This is a genomic window from Granulicella sibirica, assembly GCF_004115155.1.
GTDB lineage: Bacteria > Acidobacteriota > Terriglobia > Terriglobales > Acidobacteriaceae > Edaphobacter > Edaphobacter sibiricus.
Window position 1 is genome coordinate 105,489 of record NZ_RDSM01000002.1, and the last position, 15,631, is coordinate 121,119.

Here is a 15,631-nt window from a genome sequence, read left to right on the forward strand (position 1 = left end):
AAGACTACTAGCTGATCACCCGGATTTTATTTTCCGGTGAAAAGGCATTTCAGAGCACCTGTTCTATTTATCCCGGCCCCCGAGCCGAGGTCATCAGGAGTCCACCGCTATGAAGAAGATCATCCTCTGTTGCCTCATGCTGTTGTCCGCATTCGCCGGGCACGCTCAGGTCGCGAACAACACATCGCTTGTCGGTACGGTTACAGATCCTTCCGGGGCCGTCGTTGCCGGGGCGAAGGTGATCGGTATCAATCGTGAGACGAAGGTTGAGTATCCTGCGACCACAAACGCGGAAGGATACTACTCGATTCCCTTCATCAACCCGGGCACATATGACGTGGTCGTCGACAAGGATGGCTTCCGCAAGGTGACTACCTCCGGCGTGGTCGTCACGCTGAACCTGTCGGTTCGTACCGACGTTGCGGTCACGGTCGGCTCGGCCACGGATACGGTGACGGTCTCGGCTGAGACGCCAGCGCTTTCGACTGACGATGCCGTCATCGGCGAGACGCTGAGCGCGAAGACGGTGGAGAATCTTCCCATGAACACGCGCCGCGTGATGGAACTCGCGGCGACCGCGTCGAACATCATCGTCGGACCGAAGACCTCCTACACGGGCGTTCCGCCGGGCGCGAACTTCATCGGCGCCGGTACGCGCGAAGTGACGAACTCGCTGACGCTCGACGGTATCACGATCATGAACTCGCTGATCTCCTCGTCGCCCGTCACGCCGAACCCCGATGCAGTTGCAGCGGTGCAGACGCAGAACGGAAACTACACTGCGCAGTATGGCGCGTACATGGGCGTCCACATCAACGTGGACACCAAGTCGGGTACGAACAAGCTGCACGGAACCGTGTATGACTACGTGCAGAACGATTTTTTCAATGCGAAGCCGTTTACGGCTCTCTCGACGTCGCGCACGCCAGTGCTTCGGTTTAACCAGTTCGGTGCCGAGGTGGGCGGACCGATCGTGATTCCGCACGTTTTCAACGGACGCGACAAGGCGTTCTTCATGGGGTCGTATGAGGGCACACGCCGCATCTCTCAAGCCAACTCGACCGGTCAGCTCATCACGGACTCCATGCGTACGGGTGATTTCTCGGCCCTCTGCACCTCCTTTGTAGGAGGCACCTGCGCTGCTGGTGCCGGTATCCAGTTGAAGAACCCGGCAACAGGCGTGAACTATGCGAACAACCAGGTGACGAACATCTCGCCGATCGCGACGGCATTGCTCGCCTACTATCCTCACCCCAACCTTGCAGGCGTGGGCACGAACTTCAACGAGAACATTGCGAGCGTCTTCAACAAGAATGCGACGCTCGATCGCGTCGATTACAACCTTGGAGAGAAGGTCCGGTTGTTTGCCCGCTACACGTATGAGAAGAGCAACGCGGTCAACGGCGCGATCGTTGCGACCTCGCAGAGCTTCTCTCCGACGACGGACTCAAATGCGGTCATCGGTTATACGCACATCATCAAGCCCAACCTGATTAACGATCTTCGGTTTGGCTACAACAAATTCACATCAAACCAGTTGAACTACTTCGCCCAGAATGGTCTTCTCGACGCAGGCACGAAGCTAGGCATCCCGGGCTTCGTCGCGGATACCGCGAACGGTAACCCGGGTATTCCGACGATCGCAATCAGCGGCGGGTATCAGGGTCTTGGAGCAGAAGGTACCAATTGGTTCCAGGATGACCGCACGCTTCATGGTTATGACCAGATCAGCTACACAAGGGGCAGGCATAACTTCATGGCGGGTGCCGACATCCGGCGCATGACGATCGGACGCGCCGCGACCAACCAGAACCGTGGTCAATTCAGCTTCACAGGAAACTACTCCGGAAATGCCGCCGCTGACTTCCTGACGGGTTACTCGCAGACGGTTATTACGCCGCTGTTCCAGATCAAGGCGTCGATCGCGGAGTGGCGCGATGGCTTCTTCGTGCAGGATAACTGGCAGGTTTCCCAAAAGCTCACGGTGCTGTATGGCGTGCGTTACGAACTGCCGACGGTGCCCTACAGCCTGAACGGCATCGGTCGCATTCTCAACAGCGACTACACCGCGCTGATCCCGACGAGTTCGGCGACCACCGGTGCGGCTTATACGCCGGTGAAGGGCTTCAAATTCAATGGGCCGAATCATGATCTTGTCTCCCCGCGCCTCGGCCTTGCCTATCGAGCGACCGACAAGATCGTCGTTCGCTCGGGCGGCGGCATCTACTACAACCCGAACCACCTGAACGCGTACACGCTCTCCTCGAGCAACTATCCCTTCGCTGCATCGACGACCTACAGCGGACCGACGAGCGGGATTGCCACGCAGAGCTTCAGCAATCCTTCCGGGGGTGGAAGCGGATCGGCTTCCGCGGTTGCCGGTACTCCGGGAAGCTACCAGACCGCGTTTACGGATAACTACTATCTGCCGACGCCGCGCCTGTACCAGTGGAACCTTGATACGGGCGTCGACCTGGGCCGTGGAAACGCGCTCGAGTTCCAGTATCTTGGTTCGCATTCGATCCACCTCGATCACTCCCTCTATCCGAACCAGCCGCTGCCGGGTGCCGGTTCGGTCAACCCGCGTCGCCCCTACCAGTTGTTCGGCCAAATTCGCCAGATTCAGAACGACGGCCTGGGAACTTACCACGGTCTCACCGTCGTCTATCGTCAGCGCACATGGCACGGTCTTGATATGAATCTTGGTTACACGTGGGCGCACACGCTGGACACGTCAAACGACGCGAACGGCGGGGGCACCCCGATGATCCAGTACAACCTGAAGGCGGACTATGGAAATGCCAACTGGGATATCCGGAACCGCTTCGTCGGTGCAGCGACCTATGCGATGCCGACGCTGGCCAGGTTCGGTCATCTCACGGACACGCTGGCTGGTGGATGGCATGCCAACACGATCGTGACGATCCAGGGCGGTCAGCCCTTCAACGTCGGGATCACCAACGACCAGGCGAACGTCGGCGGTATCGGTACTCAGCGTCCCAACTATGTTCACGCACCCGTCTTTACGTGTGGCAAGGCGCAGTACATTGCCAAGACTTCCTGCATCGACACCACGGCTTACTCGCTTCCGGCGCAGTACACCTTTGGCAACTCTCACCGCAACGATCAGCGTGGACCCGGAGCGGCAAACGTCAGCCTCTCGGTGTTCAAAGACTTCCCGGTCTTTGAGAGCGTAAAGATCCAGCTGCGCGGCGAAGCGTTCAACGTTTTCAACCACGCGAATCTTGCAAATCCCGGAAACGTCACGTTGCCCACGGCCACCAACGGCGTGTTCAACTTCACCGGTTCCACTTTCGGCGAGGTGACGGGAACGCAGAGCGGTCTCGGCGATCCCCGTATCCTGCAACTCGCGGGCAAGATCAACTTCTAACGAGTTGCATCACTGACAGCCGCCGAGGGTCGACTTCGGCGGCTGTTTTCTTTTGCGGATCATACGCGCTAGGATCGTAGTCATCTGATTGGGCTGGAGATGCTGCACATGTTGTTTGCTCGGACACAGGGGTTGGTTCGGAAGGGTTTGTATCTTGCCGCGGGGCTTGGCGTGCTTGCGACGACTGCACTCGGGGTTATGGTGTATGCCGATACTCCGATGACGGCGGCCGATTACGAGAAGGATCCGGTGAAGATGCTGGAGGCTTACCGGCATGTCGAGGCGGCTTCGGTGTCGGATGCGGAAGAGCAGATGCTGCATGAGAAGCACTACATGTCGCATGCGATGCAGCCTGTGTTTCCGACGAAGTTCGCGGGTACGGCGTTGACGGTCTTGCTGAAGAAGGAAGAGAACAAGGATCCGAACGCACTCGGCGGGATGCTGTCGGCGATCGATAGCGGTGGGCCCGGATCGGTGTACGTGATGAAGGTGGAGGATGGCGCGGATATTGCCGGCATGGGCGGGTTGATGGGGACGGCGATGTTCGCGCGTGGGTTTGCCGGCGCGGTTGTGGATGGGGGCGTAAGGGATCTGCCGCAGTTGAAGAGGATCGGGTTTCCGGTGTATTCGACGGGCGCGGTGCCCTCGACGTCGGTGTCGCATTACCGGTTCGGCGGGATGAATGTGCCGGTCGAGATGGCGGGCACGATGGTGAACGGGAACGACATTATCTGTGCCGATCAGGATGGTGTTGTCGTCGTGCCACGGGCGCGGGCGGCGGAGGTTCTGGTGCTTGCGCAGAAGCTGGATAACAGCGAGCACAGCATGTATCCGTACATCGAGAAGTTTCACTCGATCGTCGAGGCGGTGAAGCAGTTCGGGCGGATTTAGGGTCTCGCGTCGAGTGAGGTAGTTTAGTTGCTACAGCATTTGCCCTATGACAAATGTGTGAATCTGTCGTTGAATGGTTCCATCTGATTCCCCTCTTGCTTCTGCTGCGCTGATGCCTGCCTGATGAGCCTTCCCGGCTGGCTTTGGCGCTCAGAGGAGTCACGGAGCACTCCATGCAGACGCCCGAAGTTCGAGCCGGTCTTCTCTCTCGACGCCGCTTCTTTCAGTGGACCAGTTCGCTTGCCGCTACGGTTGGCCTTGCACCCGCGATGTCTTCGGCCAGGGCCCTTGCCGAGCCGACGTTGCCTGAAGGCGAGGACTACTACGACAAGCTGGGCGTGACGAAGATCATCAACGCCGCGGGGACGTACACGATGTTCACGGCGGCGTGCATGCCTCCGTCGGTGCTGGCCGCGGTGCAGAAGGCCGCGTTGCACCCGGTAAGGCTGCATGACCTGCAGCAGAAGTCGGGTGAGTACATCGCGAAGAAGCTGCAGTGCGAGGGCGCGATTGTGACCTCGGGTGCTTCGGGGGCGATCAGTCTCGCGACCGCGGCTTGTATGCAGCATGCGAATAACATCAGCCCGCTGGCGATGCCTCAGGCGATCGATGGCATGAAGAACCAGGTGATTGTGCAGAAGGCGCATCGGTATGGGTATGACCATGCGATGTTTCTGTGCGGAGCGCGCGTGACGGAGGTCGTCACGATGGACGACTACAAGCGTGCGTGCGACGCGGGCAATGCGATCATGACGAACTTCTTCAATGCTGCGGAGGAAGAAGACGGGCTGCCGGGGACGGCGCAGATCGGGCGCGAGGAGTGGCTGCGGGTGGCGCATGACCACGGGATTCCATGCCACATCGATGCGGCGGCGGATATGCCTCCGATTTCCAATCTTTGGAAGTACACGGGGATGGGCTTCGATCTTGTTGCCTTCTCGGGTGGCAAGGGAATGCGCGGGCCGCAGAACGCCGGGCTCCTGCTAGGTAAGAAAGAGTTGATCGATCTTGCGAACCAGAACAACAATCCGGGCGATGGTGTTGGGCGCGGGATGAAGGTGGCGAAGGAGCAGGTGGTCGGCATGGTGGCGGCGGTCGACTGGGTGCTTTCGCATACGGAAGAGTCGATGCAGGGCGACTACCAGAAGCGCGTCGATGTGATTGTGAAGCAGGTGAAAGATATTCCGTCGGTGAAGACGGAGACGGTGGTTCCGAAGATTGCGAATCATGTGCCGCACCTGCTGATCCGGTTCGACCCGGCGGCTACCGGCACGACGACGAAGGAGATCGTGGCGGCCCTGCGGGCGCAGACGCCTTCGATCGAGTTGAATCCGAACACCGGGCGTAAGCCCAACCAGGGGATTCCGTCGGATGCGAACACGCTTGTGGTTGGGGTGTGGATGCTGCAGCCGGGTGAGGATGAGATTGTGGGCAAGCATATTCGCGCTGCTCTTACCAAGAAAGCTTAGATAGAAACGAAGGGATGATGACGATGGAAAAGCAGACACGCAGGGGACTTTTGAAGAATGCCGCAGCGGCGGCGGTCGGCGCGACTGGCGCGGTTGCCATGATTCCGGAGGCGCAGGCACAGGCTCCGGCTATTGAGTGGAAGAAGAAGGCTGTGAAGCGTGCGCCGAGTGGAGATAAGGTGCTTGCGCCGACTCCGGGTGCGGCTCCGGATAAGCCACCACTGTTCAACGGCATTATCAGCTTCGGCAATCTCGTGTTTCTTGCAGGCGTTGGGGCACATTTTCAAGGCACGATTGAGGAGCATACGAAGCACGTACTTGATGAGTTGGAGGCAAACCTGAAGCTCGCGGGCTCTTCGATGGAGAAGGTGCTCAAGGTAAATGTGTATCTGAGCGATTTGAAGGACTACGCGGGCATGAACTCGGTGTACCAGGGACGCTGGGGGAGCGTGCCTCCGGTGCGGACGACGATCGCGGTCGCGGGCGGTGTTCCGGGTAACTCGCTGGTCGAGATCGACTGCATCGCTTCTATCTAGATCCTTCCCCTCACTCGTTGGATCGGCGCGCACGAGCAATCACGAATTACGAAAGAACAGGCGAATACTATGTCACTCTTCGGCAAGGCGCGCTGGTCCAGGCGAGACCTCCTCAAGCAGTCCGGTATCCTCTCGGCCGGGGCCGCAATGTCTCCTATGTCGGCTTCCGCGGCGGCGCTGATCGATCCGCCACAGGCTGCTTGGAAGCCCGCGTTCCCGGTGAGCGCGACGGAGAATCTGTACACGAAGATCGGGGTACGGCCGATCGTGAATGCGCGTGGAACGTATACGATCATCTCGGGCTCGCAGTCTCTTCCGCAGGTGAAGCAGGCGATGTACGAGGCGTCGCAGTACTATGTGCATCTTGATGAGCTGATGCCGGCGATCGGCGCGGAGATCGCGATGCATATGGGGGCGCCGATGGCGATCGTGACGACGGGTTGCGAGGCAGCGATTGCGCTGGCTACGGTGGCCTGCATCGTAGGCACGGATCCTGAGAAGTCGCAGGCGATGCCGTACAAGAAGACGAAGGATCAGGTCATCATTCCGAAGTACTCGCGGAACCAGTATGACTTCGGTGTGCGCATGTCGGGCCCTGAGATCGTCGAGGTGGAGACGGTGGAGGATCTTCGCTCGAAGATCAGTGAGCGCACGGCGATGATCTATCTGCTTTCGGGGCCTGAGGCGTTCACGAATCAGCTCTCGATCAAGGTCGTGTGCGCGATTGCGAAGGAGAAGAATGTTCCTGTGTTCGTGGATGCGGCGGCGGAAGAGCCGATCGTTCCGAATATCCACCTTGCGGCGGGTGCGACGTTTGTCGGTTACTCGGGCGGTAAGTGTATGCGGGGGCCGCAGGCGGCGGGCGTTCTGCTTGGACCGAAAGACTTGTGTGCGGCGGCGTTCTGGAATGCTGCTCCTCACCATAACTGGGGGCGTGCGCTCAAGGTCGGCAAGGAAGAGCAGATGGGCATGCTCGCTGCCGTGCGTGAGTGGTACAAGCGCGACCATGCGGCGGAGCAGAAGCAATGGCTGGAATGGGATACTTATATTGCGAATGCGGTGAAGGATATTCCGTCGGTGACGACGAAGATCAACATGCCGGACGACGATCTCTCGAACCGCGCCCCGACGCTCGACATTATGTGGGATGCGGCGAAGGTCGGGATCACGGGAACGGAGCTTGTTGCGATGCTCGACAAGGGAACGCCGAGGATCCTGATTGGCGGTGGCTCCGGACGGCGGCCGGACATGATGAACTCATCGCTCAACATCATGCCGTACATGATGATGCCCGGCGATTACAAGATTGTTGCGGCTGCTATTTCGAAGTACATGCGGAACCCCGGTAAGTTCGAGAATCCTCCTGTGTATACAGGAGCTACGGCGCAGCTTGCCGGTACGTGGAATGTGAAGATTAAGTACACACGCGGCGTAGGCGAACAGCAGTTCGTGCTGGAGCAGAATGGAGCTTCGGTGAAGGGGCAACACAAGGGCGAGATCTACGACGCGCCGCTCACGGGTAAGATCGATGCCGATCACGTCATGCTGCGAAGCTCAATGATCGGTGGCGGGGTTTATATCTCCTTCGTCTTTACGGGCGTTCTTTCTGGCAATACCTTGTCAGGCGATGTGCGGATGGGCGAGTATGGCGCCGCGACGTTTACGGCGACAAAGGCATAGTTTGACGGTCCGGAGGGTGTCTTCTCCGGATCCTTCTTTTTCGCGATTGCAGTCTCAGCATTCATCTTTGAGGGGTCACATCATGAAGGTCAGTCCGCTTTGCCGAGCCGTTTTCAGTTGTACCGTTCTTCTATCGACTGCCGCGTTTTCGCAGGGACGGAACCGGCCGCCGATGCCGCCGAATCCGCTTCCGTATGACCTGCTGCTGAAGGGCGGGCACCTGATCGATGACAAGAACCGTATCGACGCGATCAGCGACGTCGGGATCAAGGACGGGAAGGTTGCGGCTGTCGGCGCGGACCTGAAGACGTCGGATGCGCTAAAGACGATCGATGTGAAGGGGCTGTATGTATCGCCGGGGCTGATCGATCTACATACGCATGTGTATACGGGCACGGGCGAGCGTGGGTCGTATGCCGGAGATGAGTCGGTGTATCCGGATGGGTTCACGCTGCGCAACGGCGTGACGACGATCGTGGACGCCGGCAGCTCGGGGTGGAAGAACTTCGATGACTTCAAGGATAAGATCATCGATCGCTCGAAGACACGTGTGCTGGCCGAGTTGAACATCGTTGGTTCGGGTATGCGTGGAGGCAAGTACGAAGACAACCTTGACGACATGGATGGCAAGCTGACCGGCGATAAGGCGAAGCTGTTTCCGGGCGTGATCGTGGGCGTGAAGAGCGCGCACTTTACCGGGCCGGAGTGGAAGCCGTATGACCAAGCGGTGATCGCGGGGAATATTGCGAATATTCCGGTGATGATCGACTACGGTGCGAACCGGGTGGAGCGGCCGTTGATCCAGTTAGTGTCGTCGCACCTTCGGCCGGGCGATATCTATACGCACTGCTTCTCTGGGCTGCGCGGCGAGCAGGACCAGAAGACCGGCGGGCCTTCGGAGGCGCTTCTGATCATGCGGAAGCGCGGCATTTATTGCGACGTGGGGCATGGTGGCGGGTCGTTCGCGTGGACCGTGGCGGCTCCGATTTTGAAGGCGGGGTATAAGCCGGATTCGATCTCGACCGACCTCCATATCGGGTCGATGAACAACGGCATGAAAGACATCCTGAATGTCGCAGACAAGATGATGGTGATTGGCGAGACGACGCAGGAGGTGATCGCGCAGATGACATGGCATCCGGCGCGTGAGATCAAGCAGGAGCAGCTTGGGAACCTGTCGGTTGGGGCGATTGCCGATGTGGCTGTGCTGTCGATGGAGACCGGGAACTATGGCTTCGTCGACATGTACAACACGAAGATGATGGGAACCAAGAAGCTGGTGTGCGAACTGACGCTGAAGGATGGGAAGGTTGTGTATGACCTGAACGGGATCTCGGCGGATATGTGGGATGCGACGGAGCACTCCGCTGACCAGAGGCAGTCGCGGCGGTGGACTACGTTCAATGAGCGGCCGTTTGGGGCGACGCACGGACAGCGGTTTCCGGCGTCGGTGCCTGTGGGTTCCATTCCGGCCCCGACTACGCCGAAGTAGAGAGGTGGGTGGCCAGGATGCGGCGTCCGTAGGGATCGGACGCCGTTTCTGTATCGGGCGCATCTAAACAGGTGGTGGCAACGTCAGGGTATGCAGGCGATAGCTGCCTGGAGGGAACGATGAAGCGAGTGACGGCTGTTCTGGCTGGTGTGCTGTCGACCGGGATGTTGCTGGCCGCGCCTGTTCCTGTGGGTCCTCCGACCACGGTTGCGTGGAATACGCTTAAGACTCTGACGTCGCCAAAGGTGAGTTCTCCGGCTACCGCGTTGAACAATAAGGTGGTATCGGTTCCGGGGTTCATGGTGCCGCTCGAGGATGACGCGGACCAGGTGACGGAGTTTCTGCTGGTACCGTTTGCGGGGGCTTGTATCCATGTGCCGCCGCCTCCGCCGAACCAGATGATCTATGTGAAGCTGACTAGGAATCAGAAGGCGAAGATGACGTTCACGGACCCGATCATGGTGACGGGTCAGTTGCATGTGTCGACGGTCGACAGCCCGTATGGGGATGTGTCGTTTTCGATGGACGGCAACACGGTGAAGCCGTACGAACAGTAGGTTCGGGGTTCGATGACGACTGCGGCTGCGATTCATCTTCGGGATGTTCAGTTCGGGTATAAGCCGGGACATCCAATTCTGCAGATTGACGATTTCAGCGTTCCGGCGGGGCGGCGGGTATTTCTGCATGGGCCTTCGGGAAGCGGCAAGACGACGCTGCTTTCGCTGATCTCGGGTGTGCTGGTGGCGCAGCGGGGAAGCGTGACGGTGCTTGGACAGGACCTGACTAAGCTCTCGGCTCCGGCTCGGGATACGCTGCGAGGGTCGCAGATTGGGTACATCTTCCAAGGGTTCAACCTGATTCCTTACCTCACGGTAGCCGAGAATATCGCGCTGCCGTGTGACCTGCACCCGGCCCGGCGGAAGCGGATTGTGGCGGGATCCGTTGTGGATGAGGTGGCGCGGCTGGCGCGGCGGCTGGATATCCACACGCATCTCGATGCCCCGGTGACCCACCTTTCGACGGGGCAACAGCAGAGGGTGGCGATTGCGCGGGCGATCATCGGGGCTCCGGAGCTTGTGATTGCCGATGAGCCGACGTCTTCGCTCGATACAGATCGGCGGGATGCCTTTCTGGCGTTGCTGACCGAGGTGACGAGCGAGGCGAAGGATCCGACGACGCTGCTCTTTGTTTCGCATGACCGGTCGCTTGCTTCTCACTTTGACGAGATGCTTTCTCTTGAAGGGCTGCGGGCGGGGGTGGCGGGCTGATGGTGCTGCTTCGGCTGGCTTTCAAGTCTCTGCGGGCGCGTTCGCTGACAACGGCGTTGACGGTGTTTTCGATTGCGCTTTCGGTGATGCTTCTGGTCGGGGTCGATCGGCTGCGGGACGCTGCGCAGGCAGGCTTTTCGGGGACGCTTTCGAAGACGGACTTGATCGTCGGGGCGAGGGGTGGGGGGCTGCCGCTTCTGCTCTCGACGGTGTTTCATATCGGCAATGCGTCGAACAACATCTCGTGGGACACGTATCAGCACTTCGCGCATCATCCGGCTGTGGGGTGGACGATTCCGATCTCGATGGGAGATTCTTACAAGGGATACCGGGTCGTTTCGACGGACGAGAATTTTTACAAGCACTACCAGTACCGCGGGTCGAAGAGCCTTGTGATGGCCGAGGGGCGGGTGCCGAATGGGATCTTCGACGTTGCGGTCGGAGCTGAGGTCGCGAGCCGGCTTGGATTGAAGCTTGGCCAGCAGATCGTCCTGGCGCATGGGGTGGAGTCGAAGTCGATCCTGAATCATGATGCGACACCGTTCACCGTGGTCGGGATTCTTGGGCAGACGGCTACTCCTGTGGATCGGGCGCTGTATACGACGCTGCTGGGCGACGAGGCGATGCACATCGGGTGGACGGATGGGACGCCTCCAGCAATCGGGGAGGCGGTTCCGAAGCTCGATCCCTCGAAGCTGAAGGTGGATGAGATTACTTCGTTCCTGCTCGGGGCAAAGTCGCGGATCAGTACGCTTTATCTGCAGCGAGAGATCAATACTTACAAGCCGGAGCCGCTTACTTCGATCATTCCGGCTTATACGCTGCAGGAGCTTTGGAGTTTGCTGGACTACGCGGATACGGCGTTGTCGCTTGTGTCGGGTGCGGTGCTTGTGGTGGGTCTGCTGGCGATGCTGATTGCGCTCTATACGGCGTTGAACGAGCGGCGCCGGGAGATTGCGATCCTGCGGGCGGTTGGGCTGCACGCGCGGCAGATCTTTACCCTGTTCCTGCTGGAGTCAACGCTGATTGCGGCTACGGGGACGGTGCTTGGGATTGGTGCCGTCTACGGGTTGCTGTTTGTGCTGCGGAGCACGATCGAGAATCGCTTCGGGTTGCCGATTGCCCTGGTTGGGCTTTCGACGAGGGTGGAGCTTTATGCGGTGGCCACGCTGGTAGCGGGGGCACTGCTTGGCGCGATTCCGGCTTTCCGGGCTTATCGGAATTCGCTGGTGGATGGGTTGAACGCTCGGTAGGTCCCTCGGCTATGACTCCTGGCGGTTGGGTGGGAGTGCCTTCCCGCCTTAGCCGACGATGAGGCTGTCGGCGAAGGTGGGGCACCCGGATTATGTGGTGGGGATGGGAAGACGAAGAAACGCCCATCAGGTTTGGCCTGATGGGCGTTTTGGGCGAAGGCGAAACGCAGATTCCCTTCGGGAATGACAGCCAGAACGGCAACAGCAACCACGTCAGAGCTAGGCTTTGGGGGCCTGGCTGAAGATCTCGACGAGGCGGTCGGCAATGACCTTGTCCTCACCCTCCTTGAGCTGCCAGACGGCGAAGCCGAAGCTGTTGGGGTCAGGAGCGGGGCGGCCGGGACGCGGGGTGCGCGGACGGCGCTCCTGGGGGGCTCCGCCTGCGGGTTCGCCCGGGTTGCGTCCGCGCAAACCGGCGGCGTTGGCGCCGAAGCTGCCGATGCCGACGGGCTTGGTGTCGGCGAGGGCCTGCATGACATCGTTGCCGGTGAGCTTGAGCTTCGCGGGGTCAATCTGCCAGCTATAGCGCGGGGTCACGTTGCCGAGAGCGTTGGGGTTGAACTCGCGCGGCTTCGCCATGACGCCGAACTTCTTGATCGCGTCGGAGATGAGCTGGGCGCGGGCGTCGTACATGCGGAGGGTGGCGTCATAGTCCTGGTTGACGAAGATCTCGAGCGCCTTGAGCAGGCCGAAGATGGTCTCCTTGCCAACCTTGCAGCAACGGCCGATGCGGTCTTCCTGCGGGCTCATGTTCATGAGCGACCAGCGGATGAGCTCTTCCTTGCCGATGAGGATGCCCGAGGCCTGGGGGCCGCAGATGTCCTTGCCGCCGGAGAAAGTGACCATGTCGAAGCCGACGGCGGGATACTCCCAGAGGCGCGAGACGGGCGGGACGTCGGCGGAAGCATCGTTGAAGGTGTAGATGTTGTGCGCGCGGGCGATCTCGACTGTCTCGGGCCCGCTCACCTTGCCGTTGTCGGACTGGATGTTGGTGAAGTGGATGGCGACCGTCTTGGGGTTGATGGCGGCGATCATCTCTTCGCGGGTGACGACCTCGATGAGCTTCGCGCCGGTCTGGCGGATCTGGTGGTCGAAGTTGTAACGGTGGCTCTTCTGGATGATGACTTCGTTGCGGGGGAAGTCGGCAACATCCGGGATCATCTTCATGCGGGGTTCGAGGTCTTCGGTCATCATGCCGGCGTAGCCGACGACCATGGCCGCTGCCGCGCCGCCGGTGACGAGGCCGGTGTAACCCGCGGGGGACTTGCAGAGGTTCGCGATGAACTTGCCGGCGGCGATCTCGAGCTCGTCGATGAGGACGAAGTGCTCGTTGCCGCGGCGAATGAGCTCCATGACCTCGGGCTTCATGACCGATCCGCCGATGACGGTGACGGTGCCGACGGTGTTGATGAGTGGCTTTACGCCGAGCTCGGCGTAGATGTCACCCGTTGAGCCAAGACCTGAGGTGATGGGGACGATGGGGCTGCCATCGACGCCGTGCTTCATGTTGATTTTGTCGTTGGACTTGTCTTTGGACTTGCCGAAGGCAGCCTTCGGAGCGAAGAGGCTTCCGGCAGCGGCGCCAACGGACGAGAGGAACGATCGACGATTCCAACCGGACGTAAAACTCATGGGTGCTTCCTTTCGGGGGTCGTATTATGCGCCAGCGGGCGGGGTGGGTGGGTTGAGGACAGCGGCGCTGCCGACGATTTCGATGAGCGAATCGCCCGGAATCCATTCAAGCGCCATGCAGGCGCGGGATGGAGCCTTGCCGGGGGAGAAGTAGGTTCCATAGATCTTGTTGAGCGCGTCGTACTGTGCCTTGTGGGCGTCGAAGCGCGCCTTGCCGGTGGGCATGGTGTAGCTGTCGGCGTGGGGGAGGCAGAGAAAGACCTCGAGGTGGATGATGCTGTCCATGCTTGCACCGGCGCGTTCGACGGACTTCTTGAGGGCGTCCATGGTGCGGGTGACGTGCTTCTCGAAGGGGTCGGTGACGAGGACGTGGTCTTCCTTGGGGTAGCCGTCATTGGATCCGGTGCCGGAGAAGTAGTAGATGCCGTTGTGGGTGTGATTTCCGCCGCCGCGACGGGGACGGTCACCGCCAGGTCCCGGGGCAGGAACGGGAGGCGCTGTCGGGGCTGCGGGAGGGGCCTGTTGGGCGAACAGTGGGGAGCCGGTGACGAAAGCCGCCATGGCGGCGATGCTTCCGAAAAAGCGGCGGCGGGTGTTGATCTCCATCGAATTTCTCCTTCACAACTTAACGTGCGATTGCAGATTCACGGGTGTGGATAAGAGACGGACTGCGGACGCCAGAGTTTCCGGTCTCGAGAAACTTTGGAGTCGAACAACGTGGAGGAATACGGCGATGCTGGAGGAAATTTCTTGCGATTCTAACGCCGCTGTAAACCGGTGTCATGGGTCGCAAGACCTAGATCATGCCGGCTTTCCTCAGGCGAGGAGGGTGAGGACCTGCTTCATCGTCATGCGGGAGTCGGAGGTGGTTCCGGCGGGGAGACCGGGGCCGATGGCCACTCCTTCGGCGTGGTCTTCGAACCAGACGAGGAAGCGAAGCTGGTCCGAGCCGGTCAGGCGGCGGAGGCTGAGCCAGGTGTAGTAGGCACCTATATCGGCGTCGACGAGGGAGCCCGTTGGGTCGATGCCGGTGATAGGTGCGCCGGTGAGCATGGCATTCATCGTCTGGGCTTGTTGGCGGGGGGCATAGCGGACGAGTATGGTCTCGGGTTGGGCGCGGCGGATGCACTCGCGGGCGGCCCATTGCACGAAGGTGGTGGCGAAGATCTGGGCTCCGGCACCCTCGGTGAGAAGGCTGAGCTGGAAGTGGCTCAGGGCTGCCTGGCCCGGAGGGGTGGCGAGGCCTATGTCGGATGGCTGGATGCGGGTGAGGAGGCTGCGAAGCTCTTCGGGCCCCATGCTGCCGGTGGCGATCGCCTGCTGGATACGGGTGAGGAGCGTGGTGCGGGGCTGATCGAGCCCGGCGTAGGAGACCTGGGTGAGGTGAGGCGCGGAGTGCGAAGAGCCGCCGTCGATGTACCAGTGCTGGTAGCTCGTGGGGTTCGATGCGGCCCGGCTGCTCGCAGCTTCAAGGAGCGTGGGGAGCGCGCCTTCGGGAACGATGCCGGTGAGGTGAACTCCGGATGGCTTGAGCTTGCGGAAGAGCGGGGTGGCGGGCTTGGTAGCGCCGGAGCCGACGATAACGATTCCGAGGCGTGGCATCGACGGCTGGGCCGGTGGAATCGCGGCGTTAACGGCGGAGGTGTAGGCGTCCGCCATGGTGCGGAAGGCGGGCATGCGCTGTGAGCTCCAGAGCCACGCGGTCAGCTTCTCCATGTAGGCGGAGGGGCTGTTGATCCAGTCGACTTCGGCGAGCGAGGGCTCGAGTGGGAGGGTACTGAAGTCTTCGAGGGCCTTGGTGCGCTGGGCGAGAGTGAGGCTGGTGAGCCAGGTGAACTGGTTGTTGAGCTCGCGGCGCTCGGCGGGGAGCTTCCAGTCGTAGGCGATGAGCTCGCGGAGGAGGATCGGCAGGAGGGGCAGGGGGATCTCGCGCAGAAGTGCGAGTTGGGAGGTCGCGAGGGCACGGGCTTCGGGTGGGTAGCCTGAGAAGGATGCGGCGGTGAGCTGGGCAGGCTGCAT

The 15,631-nt window shown here is 60.5% G+C and carries 12 protein-coding genes; 9 read left to right on the forward strand and 3 right to left on the reverse strand.

Annotated features, from left to right (window positions below):
• Positions 1 to 109 precede the first annotated feature (109 nt).
• The 9 genes from GRAN_RS11320 (at position 110) to GRAN_RS11360 (ending at position 11,980) form a co-directional block, all read left to right on the forward strand.
• Positions 110 to 3,391 (forward strand): TonB-dependent receptor, encoded by a 3,282-nt coding sequence (locus tag GRAN_RS11320; RefSeq protein WP_128913171.1) that lies wholly within the window; start codon positions 110 to 112, stop codon positions 3,389 to 3,391.
• A 108-nt stretch (positions 3,392 to 3,499) separates the two neighbouring features.
• Positions 3,500 to 4,282, forward strand: a complete 783-nt coding sequence (locus tag GRAN_RS11325; RefSeq protein WP_206662755.1) for an RraA family protein — start codon at positions 3,500 to 3,502, stop codon at positions 4,280 to 4,282.
• Positions 4,283 to 4,455: 173 nt separating this feature from the next.
• The gene (locus tag GRAN_RS11330) at positions 4,456 to 5,751 is read left to right on the forward strand and encodes a selenocysteine synthase (protein ID WP_128913172.1); all 1,296 of its coding nucleotides are present in this window, start codon (positions 4,456 to 4,458) and stop codon (positions 5,749 to 5,751) included.
• Positions 5,752 to 5,774: 23 nt separating this feature from the next.
• Positions 5,775 to 6,287 (forward strand): RidA family protein, encoded by a 513-nt coding sequence (locus GRAN_RS11335; RefSeq protein WP_128913173.1) that lies wholly within the window; start codon positions 5,775 to 5,777, stop codon positions 6,285 to 6,287.
• Between the two features lie 69 nt (positions 6,288 to 6,356).
• A complete protein-coding gene (locus GRAN_RS11340) occupies positions 6,357 to 7,967 on the forward strand; it encodes a PLP-dependent transferase (RefSeq protein WP_128913174.1) in 1,611 nt (536 codons plus the stop codon).
• A 172-nt stretch (positions 7,968 to 8,139) separates the two neighbouring features.
• Positions 8,140 to 9,459, forward strand: coding sequence for an amidohydrolase/deacetylase family metallohydrolase (locus GRAN_RS11345; RefSeq protein WP_241654511.1), 1,320 nt, complete (start codon positions 8,140 to 8,142; stop codon positions 9,457 to 9,459).
• A gap of 119 nt (positions 9,460 to 9,578) precedes the next feature.
• On the forward strand, positions 9,579 to 10,016 hold the full coding sequence (locus tag GRAN_RS11350) for a DUF3299 domain-containing protein (protein WP_128913176.1): 438 nt from the start codon (positions 9,579 to 9,581) through the stop codon (positions 10,014 to 10,016).
• Positions 10,017 to 10,028: 12 nt separating this feature from the next.
• On the forward strand, positions 10,029 to 10,727 hold the full coding sequence (locus GRAN_RS11355) for an ABC transporter ATP-binding protein (RefSeq protein ID WP_128913177.1): 699 nt from the start codon (positions 10,029 to 10,031) through the stop codon (positions 10,725 to 10,727).
• Positions 10,727 to 11,980 carry an ABC transporter permease gene (locus GRAN_RS11360; protein WP_128913178.1) on the forward strand — a complete coding sequence of 418 codons (1,254 nt, stop codon included), beginning with the start codon at positions 10,727 to 10,729 and terminating at the stop codon, positions 11,978 to 11,980. Before GRAN_RS11355 ends, GRAN_RS11360 begins: the two co-directional genes overlap by 1 nt.
• A gap of 219 nt (positions 11,981 to 12,199) precedes the next feature.
• Here GRAN_RS11360 and GRAN_RS11365 read toward each other — a convergent pair whose 3' ends face one another.
• The 3 genes from GRAN_RS11365 to GRAN_RS11375 all read right to left on the reverse strand — a co-directional run bounded on the left by GRAN_RS11365 (position 12,200) and on the right by GRAN_RS11375 (position 15,631).
• A complete protein-coding gene (locus tag GRAN_RS11365; protein ID WP_128913179.1) occupies positions 12,200 to 13,612 on the reverse strand; it encodes an aminotransferase class V-fold PLP-dependent enzyme in 1,413 nt (470 codons plus the stop codon).
• 24 nt (positions 13,613 to 13,636) lie between these two features.
• A complete protein-coding gene (locus tag GRAN_RS11370) occupies positions 13,637 to 14,218 on the reverse strand; it encodes a RidA family protein (protein WP_128913180.1) in 582 nt (193 codons plus the stop codon).
• A 210-nt stretch (positions 14,219 to 14,428) separates the two neighbouring features.
• Positions 14,429 to 15,631, reverse strand: a complete 1,203-nt coding sequence (locus GRAN_RS11375) for a hypothetical protein (RefSeq protein WP_128913181.1) — start codon at positions 15,629 to 15,631, stop codon at positions 14,429 to 14,431.

What these genes read in the sequence shown, in the direction of transcription:
- GRAN_RS11325 (WP_206662755.1), top strand. Translation starts at nt 3,500, where the DNA reads ATGTTGTTTGCTCGGACACAGGGGTTGGTTCGGAAGGGTTTGTATCTT.
- GRAN_RS11370 (WP_128913180.1), bottom strand. Translation starts at nt 14,218, where the DNA reads ATGGAGATCAACACCCGCCGCCGCTTTTTCGGAAGCATCGCCGCCATG.
- GRAN_RS11330 (WP_128913172.1), top strand. Translation starts at nt 4,456, where the DNA reads ATGCAGACGCCCGAAGTTCGAGCCGGTCTTCTCTCTCGACGCCGCTTC.
- GRAN_RS11360 (WP_128913178.1), top strand. Translation starts at nt 10,727, where the DNA reads ATGGTGCTGCTTCGGCTGGCTTTCAAGTCTCTGCGGGCGCGTTCGCTG.
- GRAN_RS11350 (WP_128913176.1), top strand. Translation starts at nt 9,579, where the DNA reads ATGAAGCGAGTGACGGCTGTTCTGGCTGGTGTGCTGTCGACCGGGATG.
- GRAN_RS11355 (WP_128913177.1), top strand. Translation starts at nt 10,029, where the DNA reads ATGACGACTGCGGCTGCGATTCATCTTCGGGATGTTCAGTTCGGGTAT.
- GRAN_RS11340 (WP_128913174.1), top strand. Translation starts at nt 6,357, where the DNA reads ATGTCACTCTTCGGCAAGGCGCGCTGGTCCAGGCGAGACCTCCTCAAG.
- GRAN_RS11345 (WP_241654511.1), top strand. Translation starts at nt 8,140, where the DNA reads ATGCCGCCGAATCCGCTTCCGTATGACCTGCTGCTGAAGGGCGGGCAC.
- GRAN_RS11335 (WP_128913173.1), top strand. Translation starts at nt 5,775, where the DNA reads ATGGAAAAGCAGACACGCAGGGGACTTTTGAAGAATGCCGCAGCGGCG.
- GRAN_RS11365 (WP_128913179.1), bottom strand. Translation starts at nt 13,612, where the DNA reads ATGAGTTTTACGTCCGGTTGGAATCGTCGATCGTTCCTCTCGTCCGTT.
- GRAN_RS11375 (WP_128913181.1), bottom strand. Translation starts at nt 15,631, where the DNA reads ATGCAGCCTGCCCAGCTCACCGCCGCATCCTTCTCAGGCTACCCACCC.
- GRAN_RS11320 (WP_128913171.1), top strand. Translation starts at nt 110, where the DNA reads ATGAAGAAGATCATCCTCTGTTGCCTCATGCTGTTGTCCGCATTCGCC.